The organism is Streptomyces sp. NPDC093261, from assembly GCF_044753645.1.
GTDB lineage: Bacteria > Actinomycetota > Actinomycetes > Streptomycetales > Streptomycetaceae > Streptomyces.
In genome coordinates this window covers 101132-119249 of the sequence record NZ_JBIVNO010000019.1, presented here as the reverse complement: position 1 = coordinate 119249, position 18118 = coordinate 101132, and the positions used below count along the sequence as shown (strand labels likewise).

General features: G+C 74.2%; 1 protein-coding gene (only partly in view). It reads right to left on the bottom strand.

Annotated features, from left to right (window positions below):
* Positions 1 to 17970: the 5' portion of a type I polyketide synthase gene (locus ACIP94_RS30840; protein ID WP_402432875.1), read on the bottom strand. Its footprint begins 9729 nt before the window's first position; 17970 of the gene's 27699 nt are visible here — the first part of the coding sequence; it begins with the start codon at positions 17968 to 17970; its stop codon lies off the left edge, out of view.
* Positions 17971 to 18118: the final 148 nt, after the last annotated feature.

Here is an 18118-nt window from a genome sequence, read left to right as displayed (position 1 = left end):
CGCGAACGACTCCGGCGTGAGCGCGTCCAGCACGCCGTCGGCCAGCACCCCTGCGCTGTGGAAGACAGCCGTGGGCGTCACGTCGGCGAGCAGCGCTGCCAGCGCCTCGCGGTCACCGGCGTCGCACGCGGCGACGGTGACCCGCGCGCCGAGCGCCTCCAGCTCCGTGGCGAGCTCCACGGCGCCGGGTGCGTCCGGACCGCGTCGGCTCGTCAGCACGAGGTGCTCGGCTCCGGCCTCGGCCAGCCAGCGCGCCAGGTGCCCGGCGATGCCGCCGGTACCACCCGTGATGAGCACGGTGCCCCGCGGGCGGTACGGCCGGCCGGTGCCGGAGGCGGCGTGGGCGAGCCTGCGGGCGAACGCGCCCGCCGCGCGCACGGCGGCCTGGTCCTCGCCGGCCCCGGCGAGGACTCCGCCGAGCCTCTGTGCGGTGACAGCGTCCAGTCGTGCCGGCAGGTCGACGAGACCGCCCCAGGTCGCGGGCTGCTCCAGCGCCGCCACCCGCCCGAGGCCCCACACCGCGGCCTGGGCGGGGTCGGGAATCTCCGTGCTGTCGACGGCGACGGCGTGCCGCGTGACGCACCACAAGGGCGCGGTGATCCCGGCGTCGCCGAGCGCCTGCACGGCGACGGTGGTCAGCGCCAGGCCCGCGGGCACCTCGCCGTCGCCGGACGCGGCAGCCGACAGCAGCGACACCACGCCCGCGAAGCCGCCCCCGGCGGCCTGGTCGCGCAGCGCGTCGGCGAGCGCGGCCCGGTCGGGCTCCGTGACGTCGAGCCGGACGGTGTCCGCCCCGGCGGCGACGAGACCGCCGATGGCCGCGGTGGCCCACTCCGAGTCGCCGGGCGCGAGCACCAGCCAGGTGCCACCGAGCGACGTGGAGCGGCTGGGCACCGGCGCCCACACGACGCGGTAGCGCAGGCAGTCCACGGCGGACTCCTCGTCGCGGCGGCGACGCCAGGTCGACAGCGCCGGCACCATCGCCGAGACGGTGTCGGCGGGCAGACCGAGGGCGGTGGTGAGGGAGTCGATGTCGGCCTCCTCCACGGCCGCCCAGAACGTGGCGTCGACGGTGTCGCGGGGCCGCGGCGCCGCGTTGACGTCCTGCTCCGGCCAGAAGCGCCCGTGCTGGAACGCGTAGGTCGGCAGGTCGATCCGGCGGGCGCCGGTGTCCGCGAAGAACGCCGTCCAGTCGACGGGGACTCCGTGCACGTGGAGGGCTGCGACGGCCGTGGCGACGGCGGAGGTCTCGGAGCGGTCGCGCCGCTGCGACGCGACGACCACCACTCCGTCCTCGGGCAGGCTCTCCTGCGCCATGCCGGTGAGCACCGCGTCCGGGCCGAGCTCCAGGAAGGCGCGCACGCCGTGCCCGGCCAGCCATGTGACGCCGTCGGCGAACCGCACCGCGGCGCGCACGTGCCGCACCCAGTACTCGGGGTCGCAGACCTGCCCGGCGGTGACCGGCTCGCCGGTCACGTTGGACAGGACGGGGATCCGCGGCGGCTGGTACGTCAGGGTCGCCGCGACCCGGCGGAAGTCGTCGAGCACCGCGTCCATGCGCGGCGAGTGGAAGGCATGGCTCACCCGCAGCCGCCGCGTACTGTACCCGTCGGTCTCGAAGCCCTCGGCCAGCGCCAGCACCACATCCTCGTCGCCGGCGATCACCACGGACTCCGGACCGTTGATCGCGGCGATGGACACGCGCCGCTGGTCGAGGCGCGGCGCGACGACCGCCTCGGACGCCCGGACGGAGACCATCGCACCGCCCTCGGGCAGCGCCTGCATCAGCCGGCCGCGCGCGGCGACGAGCTTGGTGGCGTCGGCCAGCGACATCACTCCGGCGACGTGCGCAGCGGCGAGCTCGCCGACCGAGTGGCCGGCGACGTGGTCCGGCCGCACGCCCCAGGACTCCACGAGCCGGTAGAGGGCCACCTCCACCGCGAAGAGCGCCGGCTGGGTGTAGCCGGTGCGGTCCAGCTCGGTGGCGTCGTCCGCCCACATGACATCCCGCAGCGGACGGTCCAGCTCGTTGTCGAGGTGGAGCAGCACCTCGTCGAGGGCGTCGGCGAACACCGGGAAGCGCTTGTACAGTTCGCGGCCCATGCCGCCGCGCTGCGCGCCTTGGCCCGTGAAAAGCACGGCCAGGCCGCCCCGCTCCACCGAGCCACGCAGCACACCCGCGTCCAGTGCCCCGTCCCGCACGGCCGTCAGGCCGCTGCCCAGCTCCGCCAGGTCCGTCGCGACGACGGCGGCGCGCCGTTCGAACGCCGCGCGGCCGGTCGCCAGCGAGTACGCGAGGTCGGTCGGGTGCGTGTCGGGCCGCGTGCGCAGGAGGTCGAGCAGACGCCCGGCCTGCGCCCGCAGCGCGGCGTCGGTCCGGCCGGACAGGACGAACGGCAGCACGCCGTCGACGCGCGGCGCGACGGGCTCCTGCACGGCCGGCGCCTGTTCCAGGATCGCGTGCGCGTTCGTGCCGCTGAGCCCGAACGACGACACGGCGGCGCGGCGCGGCCGGCCCGTCTCGGGCCACGGCACCTGCTCGGTCAGCAGGCTGATGGCATCGCCGGACCAGTCGACGTGCGTGGACGGCGTCTCCGCGTGCAGGGTCCGCGGCAGTACGCCCCGCTGCATGGCCAGCACGAGCTTGATCACACTGGCCACGCCGGAGGCCATCTGGGTGTGGCCGATGTTGGACTTCACGGAGCCGAGAAGCAGCGGCCGCTCCGGGTCGCGCTCGCGGCCGTAGGTCCCGAGCAGTGCCTGCGCCTCGATCGGGTCACCGAGCGCGGTGCCGGTGCCGTGGCCCTCGATCGCGTCCACCTCGGACGCCGTCAGCCGGGCGTTGGCCAGCGCCGCGCGGATGACCCGCTGCTGCGCGGGTCCGTTCGGCGCGGTCAGGCCGTTGGACGCGCCGTCCTGGTTCACCGCCGAGCCCTTGAGCACGGCGAGCACCTGGTGGCCGTTGGCCAGCGCGTCGGACAGCTTCTCCAGCAGGACCACGCCGACGCCCTCGGCGAGGGTCATGCCGTCGGCGTCGTCGGAGTACGCCTTGCAGCGCCCGTCCACAGCGAGCGCCCGCTGCCGGGAGAACCCGATGAACGCGCCCGGATTGGACATGATGCTCACGCCGCCGGCCAGCGCCAGTGTGCTCTCCCCGGTGCGCAGCGACTGCGCGGCAAGGTGGATCGCCACCAGCGACGACGAGCAGGCGGTGTCCAGCGTGACCGCGGGACCCTCCAGGCCGAGCAGGTACGCCAGGCGGCCGGACAGGACGCTGCCCAGTGAGCCGGTGACCATGTGGCCCTCGGAGCTGTCCGCGGTGCGCGACACCGACGCCGTGTAGTCCTGGTAGCTGGCTCCGATGAACGTGCCGGTGAGGCTGCCGTGCAGCCCGTGCGGGTCGAGACCGGCCCGTTCGAAGGCCTCCCACGCCGTCTCCAGCAGCAGCCGCTGCTGCGGGTCCATGGCCAGCGCCTCACGCGGTGAGATGCCGAAGAAGTCCGCGTCGAAGTCCGCGGCGTCCCTCAGGAAGCCGCCTTGCACCGAGTAGGTCTTGCCGGCGCGGTCGGGGTCCGGGTCGTACAGCTCGTCCGCGGGCCAACCGCGGTCCACGGGGAAGCCGCTGATCGCGTCGACGCCCTCGGTGACCAGGCGCCACAGGTCCTCGGGCGAGTCGGCCCCGCCCGGGTAGCGGCAGCCCATGCCGATGATGGCGATGGGCTCGTCCGGCGCGGCCGCGGCGGCGGCCCTCGTGGCCGCGGGCGCGTCGCCGGCGATCTCCGCCAGCAGGAACTCGGTCAGCGCGACCGGGTTCGGGTAGTCGAAGACGATGGTGCTGGGCAGCGTGAGGCCGGTGGCGTCGGCGATCCGGGTCCGCAGGTCGATCGCGGTCACGGAATCGAAGCCGGCGTCGCGGAACGCCCGCTGCTCGCCGAGCGCATCGCCGGAGGTGTGGCCGAGCACGGTGGCGGCCTGGCCGCACACCAGGTCCAGCAGCGTGCGCTCCCGCTCAGCGGCGGGCAGCGCCCGCAGCGTCGCGGCGAAACCGCCTCTGGCACCACCGGTCACCGTGTTCTGCTCCCGGACCTCGGTGAGCGCCTTGACCTCGGGGATCTCGTCGAACAGCGTCGTCGGCCGGGTCGAGGTGAACACCTCGTGGTAGCGGTGCCAGTCGATGTCGGCGATCGCGAGTGCGGTGTCGTCCCCCTCGAGGGCGTTGCGCAGGGCCGTCAGCGCGAGCGGCGGCTCCATGAACACGAGGCCGCTGCGCACGATCTGTTCCGGGTCGACCCGGCCGAGCTTCATGTCGTCCGCCCAGATGCCCCATGACAGGGACATCGCCGGGAGCCCGCGGGCACGGCGGCGCGCGGCCAAAGCGTGCAGGTACGCGTTGCCCGCGACGTATGCGGCGTGAGCGCCGGAGGCCCACATGCCCGCGGTGGACGAGTAGAGCACGAAGTTGTCCAGCTCGTCCTCGGCGAGCAGCTCGTCCAGGATGCCGGCGCCGGTCACCTTCGCGTCCAGCACCCGCTCGAACTGGTCGAGGGTGGTGTCGGCGATGGTGCACAGCTCGATCACGGCGGCCGTGTGCACCACGGTCCGCAGCGGCGGCCCGTCCGCACGCAGCCGGTCCAGCAGTGCGGCTACGGCGTCGCGGTCGGTGACGTCGCAAGCCACGACCTCCGCGGCGGCACCGCGCTCGGTCAGCTCCGCGACCAGCTCGGCCGCGCCCGGGGCGGTCGGGCCGCGGCGGCTGGTGAGCACGATCCGTTCCGCGCCCTGGCCGGCGAGCCAGCGGGCCAGATGCGGGGCCAGGGTGCCGGTACCGCCGGTGACCAGGACGGTGCCGCGGGCGGTCCAGCCCGAGCCGTCGGCGGTCTTCGGCGCACGCACGATCCGCCGCGCCAGTGTGCCGGCGGCACGCACCGCGAGCTGGTCCTCGCCCGTCGTTCCGGACAGCACGGCGGCGAGCCGGCCCGCCGCGCGCGTGTCCAGTTCGACCGGCAGGTCCACCGTTCCGCCGATCCGCCGCGGGTCCTCGAGCGCGGCGGTCCAGCCGACGCCGAGCACCTGTGCCTGGCCGGGGTTGAGCACCTCGTCGGCGCGGCCCGTCGACACGGCGACACGGGTGAGGAACCACAGCGGGGCGTCGATTCCGGCGTCGCCGAGGGCCTGCACGAGCGCCACGGTCAGCGCGAGACCCTCGTTCATCGCGGAACGGCCCGCGAGCGGGCGCTCGGCACCCGCCACCAGCGACACCACACCCGTGACCGCGTCGATGCCGTCGAGGCGTGCGGCGAGCACGGCCCGGTCGGCACAGGCGGCGTCGAGGACCAGCCGCTCCGGCCTGGCACCGTGCGCGCTCAGCGCGGAGAGCACGTCCTCGTCGGCGACGCCGTCGGCGGAGACCACTAGCCAGCGTCCGGTCAGCGCGGCGGTGCCCGTGCGGACCGGCGTCCACGCCACGCGGTAGCGCCAGGCGTCCACGAGGGTCTCCTCGCGGCGGCGGCCACGCCATGCCGACAGGCCGGGCAGCACGGCCGCGAGGGCCTCCTCGTCCACGGCGAGGTCGGTGGTGAGCGAGCACAGGTCGCCGGTCTCGACGGCCTGCCAGAAGTCGGCCTCGACCGGGTCCGTACCGCCGGGCACCACGGGTGACGGCACCGGGATCCACAGGCGTTCGTGCTGGAACGCGTAGGTGGGCAGGTCGGTGCGGCGGCCGCCCTGGTACACGGCGGCCCAGTCCACGTCGACGCCGCGGACGAACGCCTCGGCGAAGGACGTGAGGACGCGGTCCAGGCCGCCCCTTTCGCGGCGCAGTGTGCCGGTCACCACGGCTCGCACGCCGGCCGCGTCGACCGCCTCGGCGATGCCCGGCCGCAGCACCGGGTGCGCGCTGCACTCGATGAACGCGCGGTGGCCCTCGCCGAGCAGGGTGGTGACGGCCGGACCGAAGTGCACGGTGCCGCGCAGGTTGCGGTACCAGTAGCCGGCGTCCATGACCGTGGTGTCGAGCCACTCGCTCGTCACGGTGGAGTACAACGGGACCTCAGCGGCCCGCGGCCGGATCGAGGCGAGGAGTTCGAGCAGCTCGTCCCGGATGTCCTCGACCTGGGCGGAGTGCGAGGCGTAGTCCACGGCGATCTTCCGCACCCGGACGCCGTCGGCGGCCAGGGTGTCGAACAGCGTGCCCAGCGCGGCGGGAGCACCGGCCACGACCACGGAACCCCGCCCGTTGACGGCCGCGATCTGCACCGTACCGTCGCAAGGCAGCAGCGGCTCGACGCGGTCCGCGGGCAGCGGCACAGACATCATGCCGCCCTTGCCCGCCAGCCGCCGCGCAATGGCCTGACTGCGCAGGGCGACCACGCGGGCACCGTCCCCGAGGGACAGCGCACCAGCGACCACGGACGCGGCGATCTCGCCCTGGGAGTGTCCGACCACGGCGTCCGGGTGCACGCCCTGCGACCGCCACAGCGCCGCCAGCGCCACCATCACCGCGAAGGACGCGGGCTGTACGACGTCGACGCGCTCCAGGCCCGGCGCACCCTCCGCCTGGCGCAGCACGTCCAGCAGGGACCAGTCCGTGAACTCCGACAGCGCGGCGGCGCACGCGTGGATGTGCTCCGCGAACACGGGCGACTCGTCGAGCAGCCGCGCTCCCATGCCGGCCCACTGCGAGCCCTGGCCCGGGAACACGAACACGGTTCGGCCCTCGATGTCCGCCACGCCCTCGACCACCTCGGTCGTGGCCCCGCCGCGGGCGTAGCCGTCCAGGGCGTCGCGGTTGAGGACCACGGCCCGGTGCTCGAACAGCGACCGCGAGGTCACCAACGAGTACCCGACATCAACCGGGTCCGCGTTCCAGCCGACCAGGCGGGCGGCCTGGTCACGCAGCGCGGGGGCGGACCGCGCCGACAGCACGAGCGGCAGCACGGCCGGAACCGGCATGGGCGCACACTCGTCCGGTGCCGGCACGGCCGGCGATTCCTCCAGCACGAGGTGGACGTTGGTGCCGCTGATGCCGAACGACGACACGGCGGCGCGGCGCACCCGCTCCCCCGGTTCCCACGGCCGGGCCTCGTGCAGCAGCTGCACGGTGCCCGGGCTCCAGTCGATGTGCGAGGACGGTGTCCCGGCGTGCAGCGTGGGCGGCAGCACGCGGTTTCGCAGGGCCAGCACCATCTTCATGACGCCGGCGACGCCCGCGGCGGACTGCGTGTGACCGATGTTGGATTTCACGGAGCCGAGCAGCAGCGGCCACTCCGGGTCCCGGTCCACGCCGTAGGTGGCCTGCAGCGCCTGGGCCTCGATCGGGTCGCCCAGCGCGGTGCCGGTGCCGTGCGCCTCCACGGCGTCCACGTCGGACGGCGCCAGCCGAGCGTTGGCCAGGGCCTGCCTGATGACCCGCTGCTGCGCGGGCCCGTTCGGTGCGCTCAGACCGTTGGACGCACCGTCCTGGTTGACGGCGGAGCCGCGGATCACCGCGAGCACCGGGTGGCCGTTGGCCTGCGCGTCGGACAGCTTCTCCAGGAGCAGCATGCCGACGCCCTCGCCGAGCGCCATGCCGTCAGCGCCCTCCGCGAACGCCTTGGACCGGCCGTCGTGGGCGAGCGCCCGCTGCCGGCTGAACGCCGTGAACGGCCCGGGGTTCGGCATGACCGTCGCGCCGCCGGCGAGCGCCAGCGTGGTCTCGCCGTTGCGCAGCGACTGCGCGGCGAGGTGGATCGCCACCAGCGACGACGAGCAGGCGGTGTCCACGGTGACCGCCGGACCCTCCAGCCCGAACACGTAGGCGAGGCGGCCGGACAGCACGCTGGGGATGGTGCTGGTGACGACGTGCGCCTCGAGGTCCTCGACGTGCTGGGCGCCGTACTCCTGGAAGCTGGAGCCGACGAACGTGCCGGTCGTGGTGGAGCGCAGTGCTGCCGGGTCGATGCCGGCCCGCTCCAGTGCCTCCCACGAGGTTTCCAGCAGCAGGCGCTGCTGCGGGTCCATGGACAGGGCCTCACGCGGCGAGATGCCGAAGAACGCCGGGTCGAAGTCGCCGGCGTCGTGCAGGAAGCCACCCCGCGTGGTGTAGGTGGTGTACGGCTTGTCCGGGTCGGCGTCGTACAGCGCGGTCGCGTCCCAGCCGCGGTCCACGGGCCATTCACTGCTGGCGTCGACGCCGTCCTCGATGAGGGCCCAGAACTCCTCGGGTGTGGCGGCGCCGCCCGGGAACCGGCATGCCATGCCGACGATCGCGATGGGGTCGTCGGGGGCGCTGGCCGCGGCGGTCACGCGCGCGGCGGCGCTTTCGGCGTCGAGCAGTTCCCCGGCCAGGTAGCGCGCCAGCGCCGACGGCGTCGGGTAGTCGAACACCATGGTGCTGGGCAGGGCACGTCCGGTGATACCGCTGAGGCGCTTGCGCAGTTCGACGGCGGTCAGCGAGTCGAACCCGCCGTCGCGGAAGGCCCGTTGCTCCGGCACGCCGTCCACGGAGTCGTGGCCGAGCACGCCGGCCGCCTCGGTGCGGACCAGGTCGACGAGCTGCCGTTCCCGCTCCTCGGCGGGCAGTGCGGCCAGGCGGGCGACGAACTCCGTGCGGCTGTTCGGTTCCCCGGCCTGTGCCGCCGCCTCCGGCAGCGCCGCGAGCAGCGGGCTCGGACGGGAGGCGGTGAAGACCGGCGCGTAGCGCGTCCAGTCCACGTCGGCGACGGTGACGGCGGTGTCACCGCGCACGATGGCGTCGCGGAGTTCGGCGATGCCGGCGGCCGGCGCGATGAACCGCAGGCCCTGCCGCAGCAGGTTCGCGGTCATGGCGTCGTCGGTCGCCATACCGGTCTCGGCCCACGGTCCCCACGCCACGGACGTGGCGACGAGGCCGCGTGCGGCACGCGTCTCGGCGATGGCGTCCAGGCAGGCGTTGGCAGCGCTGTAGGAAGCCTGGCCGCCGCTGCCGATCGTGCCGGCGACGGAGCCGAACAGCACGAAGAAGTCCACGTCCCCGACCAGGGCGTCGAGGTTGACCGCGCCGGCCACCTTCGCGGACAGCACGGAGTCGAACTCGGCGAGGGTGGTGTCCGCGAGCGCCTTCATGTCACTGACACCCGCCGTGTGCACCACACCGGTCACCGGGTGCTCGGCGAGCACCGCGGCCAGCGCGGCCCGGTCGGCCACGTCGCAGGCGGTGATCTCGACGCGCGCGCCCAGTTCCTCCAGTTCGGCGCGGAGCTCGACGGCTCCGGGCGCGTCCGGGCCACGTCTGCTGGTCAGCACGAGGTCGGTGGCGCCGGAACGGGCGAGCCAGCGCGCGACCTCGCTGCCGAGGCCACCGGTGCCCCCGGTGACGAGCACGGTCCCGCGAGCGGTGAACTCGCCGGAGGGCGAGGGAGCGGTGTACCGGACGAGACGCCGACCGCTGCGCCCGGCCGGCCGGACCGCGACCTGGTCCTCGCCGTCGGTCCCGGCCAGGGTGGCGGCGAGGTGGGAGGCGGCTCGGTCGTTCCACGCCGCGGGCAGATCGATCAGGCCGCCCCAGCGGTCGGGATGCTCCAGCGCGACGCTGCGGCCGAGACCCCATACTGCGGCCTGCGACGGGCGGGGCGCCGGGTCGCTGGGGGCCGCCGACACCGCTCCGCGCGTGAGAACCCACAGCGGAGTGGTGATGCCGGCGTCGCCGAGCGCCTGTCCGAGCGTGACGGTCAGGGCCAGTCCGAGCGGGAACGCCGTCGACTCCTCCTCGGACGGCGGCACCCACACCACCCCCGTGTGCTCGCCGGTCTCGGCGAGCCGGGCGGCGAGCCGGGCACGGTCGGGTTCGGTCACCACCAGGGTGCGGACCTCGGCGCCGTGCGCCCGCAGCGCCTCTGCGAGATCGGGATGCTCGGTCGTGCCGATGAGCAGCCAGGCACCCGACAGCGTCGCCGCGCGCTCCGTCAAGGCGGCCCATTCGACGCGGTAGCGCCACGTGTCGCGCATGGCACGCTCGTGACGGTCCCGGTGCCACGACGACAGCGCGGGCAGCAGCGCGTCCAGCGAGCTGCGCTGGTCCTCGCCGAGGCCGAGGAGTTCGGCGAGCCCAGCGGCGTCGCCCTCGTCGACGGCCGCCCACAGCCGGTCGCCCGCCGGGTCGCCGGGCGGCCGCGTGCGGGCCTCGGGCCAGTAGAACTCACGGGAGAACGCATAGGTCGGCAGGTCGACGCGGCGTGCGCCGGTGCCGGCGAAGAAGGCGGCCCAGTCGACGGGCACGCCCCATGTGTCGAGCCGCGCCAGGGCGGTGACGGCGGCGCGCTCCTCGTCCCGCTCGCCCCGCAGCGTGGCGACGGCGGCGACATCGGCGGCGTTGTCCTCGACCATCGCGGAGAGGGTGCCGTCCGGCCCCAGTTCGACGAACGCGCGCACCCCACGGTCCACGAGGGTCCGTACGCCGTCGGCGAACCGCACGGCCTCCCGGACGTGCCTGACCCAGTACTCCGGCGTGGCCAGCTCGTCACCGGCGACAACGCCGGTCACGGTGGACACCAGCGGGATCCGCGCCTCGCCGAAGGACAGGCCCTCGACAACGGACCGGAACGCGTCCAGCATCGGATCCATCAGCGGCGAGTGGAACGCGTGCGAGACCCGCAGCACCTTCGTACGGCAGCCCCGCTCGCGGAACACCGTCTCGATCCGGGCGAGCGCGTCGGTCCCGCCGGCCACGACAACGGCCTGCGGACCGTTGACCGCGGCGATGGACACGCCCTCGACCAGCTCGGCGGCGACATCGTCCGCACCGGCCTCGATGGCCGTCATGCCGCCGCCGGCCGGCAGTGCCCGCATGAGCCGGCCGCGCGCCGAGACCAACGCCGCCGCGTCGCTCAACGACAGGACGCCGGCGACGTGCGCCGCCGCGATCTCACCGACCGAGTGGCCGGCCAGGAAGTCGGGTCGCACGCCCCACGACTCGACCAGCCGGTACAGCGCCACCTCCAGCGCGAACAACGCCGGCTGCGCCCGGCCCGTCTCGCTCAGCGCCTCCGCGTCCTCGCCCCACATCACCTCGCGAACGCCCTCGTCGAGCTCCGCTGTCACCGCGTCGAACGCCTCGGCGAAGACCGGGAACCTGGCGTACAGCTCACGGCCCATGCCCAGCCGCTGGGCACCCTGACCCGCGAACACGAAGGCGGTACGGCCGTGAACCGTCTCCCCCTCCGACAGGGCCGGGTCGGGTCGGCCGGCTGCCAGCGCGGCAAGGGCCCGACGCAGTGTCCCGGCGTCCGGTGCGATCACCGCCGACCGCTGTTCGAACCGCGAACGGGTGGTCGCCAGCGAGTGGGCCAGGTCCAGCGGATCGGCCGAGTCGACGTACGCCAGCAACCGCTCCGCCTGCGCCCTCAGCGCGTCCCGGGTGCGCCCGGACACCAGCACCGGTACGACACCGGCGGTGGTCACCGGCTCCGGGACGGACTCCGCCACCGCGGGCGGGGCTTCCAGGACCGTGTGCACATTGGTGCCGCTGAAGCCGAACGACGACACCGCCGCACGCCTCGGCCGGCCGGAGGCCGGCCACGGGGTCTGGTCGGTGACCAGCTTCACCGCCCCGGCTGCCCAGTCCACCCGCGTCGACGGCGCGTCCACGTGCAGGGTGCGGGGCACGACACCATGCCGCATCGCCAGTACCATCTTGATGATCCCGGCGACACCCGCCGCCGCCTGCGTGTGACCGATATTGGACTTCACCGAGCCCAGCAGCAACGGCGCCTCCCGGTCACGGCCGTACGTGGCCAGCAACGCCTGCGCCTCGATGGGATCGCCCAACGCCGTGCCGGTGCCGTGCCCCTCGACGACGTCCACGTCGGAGGCCGACAGCCCCGCGTTCGCCAGCGCGGCCCGGATCACCCGCTGCTGGGACGGACCGTTCGGCGCGGTCAGGCCGTTCGACGCGCCGTCCTGGTTCACCGCGGAACCGCGGACCACGGCAAGGATCTCGTGCCCGTTGCGGCGGGCGTCGGACATGCGTTCCAGCACGATGATGCCGACGCCCTCGGACCAAGCGACGCCGTCGGCGGCGTCCGCGAAGGCCTTGCACCGGCCGTCGGCGGCGAGGCCACGCTGCCGGGAGAACTCGAGGAACGACGTCGGGGTCGACATGACCGTCACGCCGCCGGCGAGGGCGAGGGAGCATTCCCCCGCACGCAGCGACTGCGCGGCCAGGTGCAACGCCACCAGCGAGGACGAGCAGGCCGTGTCGACACTGACCGCCGGGCCCTCCAGGCCGAGCGTGTACGACACACGGCCGGAGGCCACGCTCGGGGAGGTGCCGGTGCCCTGATGGCCCTCGAACTCGCCGCCGCCGAGCGCGTGGACGTAGTCGCTGTACATGACGCCGGTGAACACCCCCGTGCGGCTGCCGCGCAGCGCGGCGGGAGGGATCCCGGCCCGCTCGACGGCCTCCCAGGACGCCTCCAGGAGCAGGCGCTGCTGGGCATCGGTGGCGAGCGCCTCACGGGGGCTCATGCCGAAGAAGGCCGGGTCGAACTCGCCCGCGTCGTGCAGGAAGCCGCCGGAACGCGTGTACGACGTGCCGATGTGGTCGGGATCCGGATCGAACAGGGTGTCCAGGTCCCAGCCGCGATTGGTCGGGAAGCCCGATATCGCGTCGGCGCCCTCACTGACCAGCCGCCAGAGGTCCTCCGGTGAGGAGACGCCGCCCGGGTAGCGGCAGGACATGCCGACGATGACGATCGAGTCGTCGGTGACGGCCGTCGAACCGGTGACCGGCTCGGCCGGCTCCTCGGCGCCGAGCAGTTCATCCTGCACGTACGCGGACAGCGCGCCGACGGTCGGGTGGTCGAAGACGAGGGTGGCCGGCATCCGCAGGCCGGTGGCGGCGGCGAGCCGACCGCGCAGTTCGACGGCCGTCAGGGAGTCGAAGCCGAGTTCGGCGAAGGTCCGGTCGGGGTCGATGCGATCGGTGCCGGTGTGGCCGAGCACGGAGGTTACCTGGGCCCGCACCAGCTCCAGCACGGTATCGGCACGCTCGACGGCGCTCAGCCGCGCGAGCCGCTGCGCCAGGCCGCTCGCGGCGACGCTCTCCGCGGTGGCCCGGCGGGCCCGGGGCCGGACCAGGGCGCGCAGCACGGGCGGCACCTCGTCGCGGGCGCGCAGCGCGGGCAGGTCGAGCCGTACCGGGACCGCCACGGCGTCGGGACCGGGAACCGCCGTGTCGAACAGCGCGAGACCGTCCTCGACGGACAGCGGCAACGTGCCCGCACGGGCCATGCGGCGCATACCGGACGCGCCGAGGGAGCGGGTCATGCCCGTCTCCTGAGCCCATGGCCCCCATGCCAGCGACACTCCCGGCAGGCCCTCGGAGCGTCGCTTGGTGACCAGTGCGTCGAGGAAGGCGTTGCCGGCCGCGTAAGCCGCCTGCGCCGCCGCGCCCACCACACCGGCGACCGAGGAGAACACCACGAACGCCGATACGTCCCCTGCCAGTTCGTGCAGGTTCCAGGCCGCGTCGGTCTTCGGCCGCAGCACGGCGTCGATGCGGTCGGCCGTCAGCGAGGGCAGGACGCCGTCGTCGAGGACGCCGGCAGCGTGCACGACGCCCGTGACAGGCCCCTCGGCGGCGAACACGGCGGCCAGCGCGTCCCGGTCGGCCGCGTCGACGGCGGCGAACGTCACCTGCGCGCCCAGGGCTGCGATCTCGGCCGCCACCTCCACCGCCCCCTCGGCGGCAGCACCGCGGCGGCCGGCCAGGACCAGCCGCCGCACACCGTGGTGTTCGGCGAGGTGCCGCGCCACCAGGGCGCCGAGACCACTCGTACCACCGGTGACCAGGACGGCACCGTCGCCCCAGTCCACGGCACCGTGGTCGGCGGACCGCACGCGGGCGAGGCGGGCGGCGAGCACCTCGCCGTCCCGCACCGCCGTCTGCGGCTCGCCGGTACCGAGGGCCGGCACCGAGACGCCGTCGATCGCACCGAACCGTCCGGGATTCTCCGCCTCGGCCGCCCTCGCGAAACCCCACACGGCCGCCTGAGCCGGGTCGACCGTGTCCTGCGGCCGCACGGCCACGCCGGTGTGCGTGAGGAACAGCAGACGGGAGCCATCGCAGCGCTCGTCCGCGAGCCAGTCCTGTGCGATCCCCGTGGCCCAGACGGCGTTCGCGTGCGCATCGGCCACCGGGTCACCCGTGCCCGCCGGCACCGGTGCCAGCACCACCGGCGGCACCGCGCCGGGCAGGTCGGCGACACCGGCGGCGACCAGCACCTCCACTCCGGGCAGCATGGGGGCGTCCGGCCCGAGGACCGCAACGGTCTCGGGCGCCGTTCCACCGGACACCGGAGCCCAGTCCAGGCGGAAGAGCGCGTCCCTGCCCGGCTCGGCGGCCGGGCGTTCGTCCCCGAGACGCCGTAGCGCCAGGGACGCCACCGACAGCAGCGGCGCGCCGGCGGCGTCCGTCACCTCGATCGACACCGCGGAATCGCCGACCGGCACGAGCAGCACGCGGGCCGCCGTCGCACCCGTGGCGTGCAGGCGCACGCCCTCCCATGAGAACGGCAGCATGGCGCCGCCGTCGCCGAGACCGGTGAGGGCGACCGCGTGCAGGGCGGCGTCCAGCAGTGCTGGGTGCATGCCGAAGGACGGCGCCTCGGCCGCGACGCTCTCGGGCAGCTCGACCTCGGCGGCGACCGTGCCGTCCGGGCCGACCCGCCAGGCCGCGGCGAGGCCACGAAACGCCGGTCCGTACTCCAGCCCCTCCTCGGCCGCGCGCTCGTAGAAGCCGTCGAGGCCGACCGCCTCCGCCCCGGCCGGCGGCCACACGGTGGCATCGAAGGAACCGGCATGCTCGCCGGGGGCCAGGACGCCGTCGGCATGACGGGTCCAGGGGCGGTCCCCGCCTGCGTCGGTGGCGTCGCCCTCGTCGGACCGCGAGTACACCGTGAGGGTGTGGTGGCCGCGGGCGTCCGGGCTGCCGATCCACAGCTGTACCTGTACGCCGCCCTGGTCAGGCAGCACCAGCGGCGCGGCGAGCGTCAGCTCCTCGATCCTGCCGCAGCCGACCTCGTCTCCGGCTCGCACCGCGAGTTCGAGCAGCGCGGTGCCGGGTAGCACGGACGTGCCGCGGACGGCGTGGTCGGTGAGCCATGCGTGCGAGGCCACGGAGAGCCGGCCTGTGAGCAGCACGCCGTCCGAGTCCGCCAGGGACGCGGCAGCGGCGAGGAGGGGGTGGTTCGCCGAGCCGAGTCCGGCGGCGCGCATGTCTCCCGGCCAAGCATGAGCGTCACGCGGCCAGTAGCGGCGGCGCTGGAAGGCGTACGTCGGCAGGTCGACGCGGCGGGCGCCGGTGCCTGCGAAGTAGTCGGCCCAGCGCAGCGGGACACCGAGCGTGTGCAGACCCGCGGCGGCGGCCGCGAGGGCGGCGTCCTCGGGCTGCGCCCCGCGCAGCGTCGCGACCACGCCGGCGTCCGGGAAGTCCTCCCGCACCATCGCGGTGAGCACCCCGTCCGGGCCCAGCTCCAGGAACGCGCCGACTCCGTGCTCGCGCAGCCAGCCGACACTGTCGTGGAACCTGACCGGACGGCGCACGTGGTCGGTCCAGTAGTCCGCGCTGGTCAGCTGCTCGACAGTGGCCTGCTCACCGGTCACCGTCGACACGACCGGCAGTAACGGCTCGCGGAACATCAGATCCTCGGCGACCGCGTGGAATTCGTCCAGCATCGGGTTCATCAGCGGCGAGTGGAACGCGTGCGACACCCGCAGCCGCTTCGGCCTGTGCCCCCGCTCGACCAGTGCCGCCTCGATCTCGGCGACCGCGTCGGCCTCGCCCGCGACGACCACCGACCGCACGCCGTTCACGGCCGCGATCGACGCGGTGCCGGCATGCCCGGACACCAGCGGCGCGACCTCGGCCTCGGACGCTCGCACGGACGTCATCACGCCGCCGGCGGGCAGCGCCTGCATCAGTCGCCCGCGTGCCGCCACGAGAGCCGCCGCCGCGGTCAGGTCGAGGACACCGGCCACGTGCGCGGCGGCCAACTCGCCGATGGAGTGGCCGGCGAGGTAGTCCGGCTTGACGCCCCACGACTCCACCAGCCGGTAGAGCGCGACTTCGACGGCGAACAGCGCCGGCTGGGCGTATTCCGTGCGATTGAGCGTACGTGCCGTCCTGGCCCACATGACCTCGCGCAGGGGGCGGTCGAGGTGGGCATCCAGCGCCGCGCACGCCTCGTCCAGTGCCGCGGCGAACACCGGAAAGCGGTCGTACAGTCCGCGGCCCATGCCGGCGCGCTGCGCGCCCTGGCCGGTGAACACCACGGCCAGCTTGGGTTTGCCGCGCGTGACACCCGAGACGAGCCCGGCTGGCGTCCCGCCGGCGGCCAGCGCCGCCAGCGCGGCCCGGGCATGCTCGTGATCGGTCGCCACGACGGCGGCGCGGTGCTCGAACGCGGCGCGAGTGGTCGCGAGCGAGAAGGCGGTGTCGGCCAGGGTGCCGGAGTCGACCGCGGGCAGCAGGCGCGCCGCCTGTTCCCGGAGAGCCTCACGGGTACGCGCGGACACCAGCAGCGGCACCGCGCCGGCGGCGACGTCACGGACGGACGGCTCGTCCTCGTCGGACGCCTGGTCCTCGTCGGCAGGTGCCTGCTCGATGATGGCGTGCGCGTTGGTGCCGCTCAGCCCGAACGAGGAGACGGCGGCACGGCGCGGACGGTCCGCCCCCCCGGGCCACGGCGTGTTCTCGGTCGCGAGCGTCAGCGACCCGCCGGACCAGTCCACATGGGATGTCGGTGCGTCGACGTGCAGCGTCTTCGGCAGCATTCCGTGGCGCATCGCCAGTACCAGCTTGATGACGCCTGCCACACCGGCGGCGGCCTGCGTGTGGCTGATGTTGGACTTCACCGAGCCGAGCAGCAGCGGACGGTCGGTGGGGCGGTTGCGCCCGTAGGTGGCGAGCAGCGCCTCCGCCTCGACCGGATCCCCCAGCGTCGTGCCGGTGCCATGCGCCTCCACCACGTCGACCTGGTCGGCGGACAGCCGCGCGTTGAGCAGCGCCTGCTCGATGACGCGGATCTGCGAGGGCCCGTTGGGGGCGGTCAGGCCGTTGGACGCGCCGTCCTGGTTGACGGCCGAGCCGCGTACGACGGCGAGGATCGTGTGCCCGCGTCGGCGTGCGTCGGACAGCTTCTCCAGCACGAGCACGCCCACCCCCTCGGCCCAACCGGTGCCGGACGCGGACTCGGCGAAGGAACGGCAGTGCCCGTCGGCGGCGAGACCGCCCTGCTTGGAGAACTCGACGAAGGTGAGCGGGCTCGACATGACGGTGACGCCGCCGGCCAGCGCGAGGTCGCACTCCCCAGCCCGGAGCGACTGGGCCGCCAGATGCAGCGCGACCAGCGAGGAGGAACACGCGGTGTCCACGGTGACGGCCGGGCCGACCAGTCCGAAGGAGTACGACAGACGGCCCGAGATCACGCTGGACGTGTTGCCGGTCAGCCGGTACCCGTCGATGTCGTCGGCCGGACCGACCCGGTACTCCTGGGGCATGGCGCCCACGAAGACCCCGGTCTGAGTGCCTTTCAGGCCCGTAGGGTCGATGCCCGCGCGCTCCAGGGCGTCCCACGTCGTCTCCAGCAGCACCCGCTGCTGGGGCTCCATGGACAGCGCCTCACGCGGTGAGATGCCGAAGAAGTCGGCGTCGAACGTGGTGGCGTCGTGCAGGAATCCACCCGACAGCGTCGAGGACGTGCCCAGCGCCTCCGGGTCCCAGCCCCGGTCGGCCGGGAAGTCGGTCACGCCGTGGCCACCCTGCTCCAGCATCACCCACAGATCCTCGGGGCCGCGCACGTCACCGGGGTAACGGCAGCCCATGCCGACGATGGCAATGGGCTCGGCCGCCGCCTCCTCCAGTTCCTGCACCTTCTGCCGGGTGCGCCGAAGGTCGACGGTGGCACGCTTCAGGTAGTCCCGAAGGCGCTGCTCGTTGCCCATCGCACGATCCATGTCGCTTCCATTCACTCGCGGACACCCTCGTGCAGTCTCGATCTCCGGGCAGCCGGAATTTCCTAGTGTCGGGAGCGAAAGACGTGCGGGGACACTAGGGAATCACCGACCCGGCCCGGGTGACGCTGCCCGCGCCGGACGCACGCGC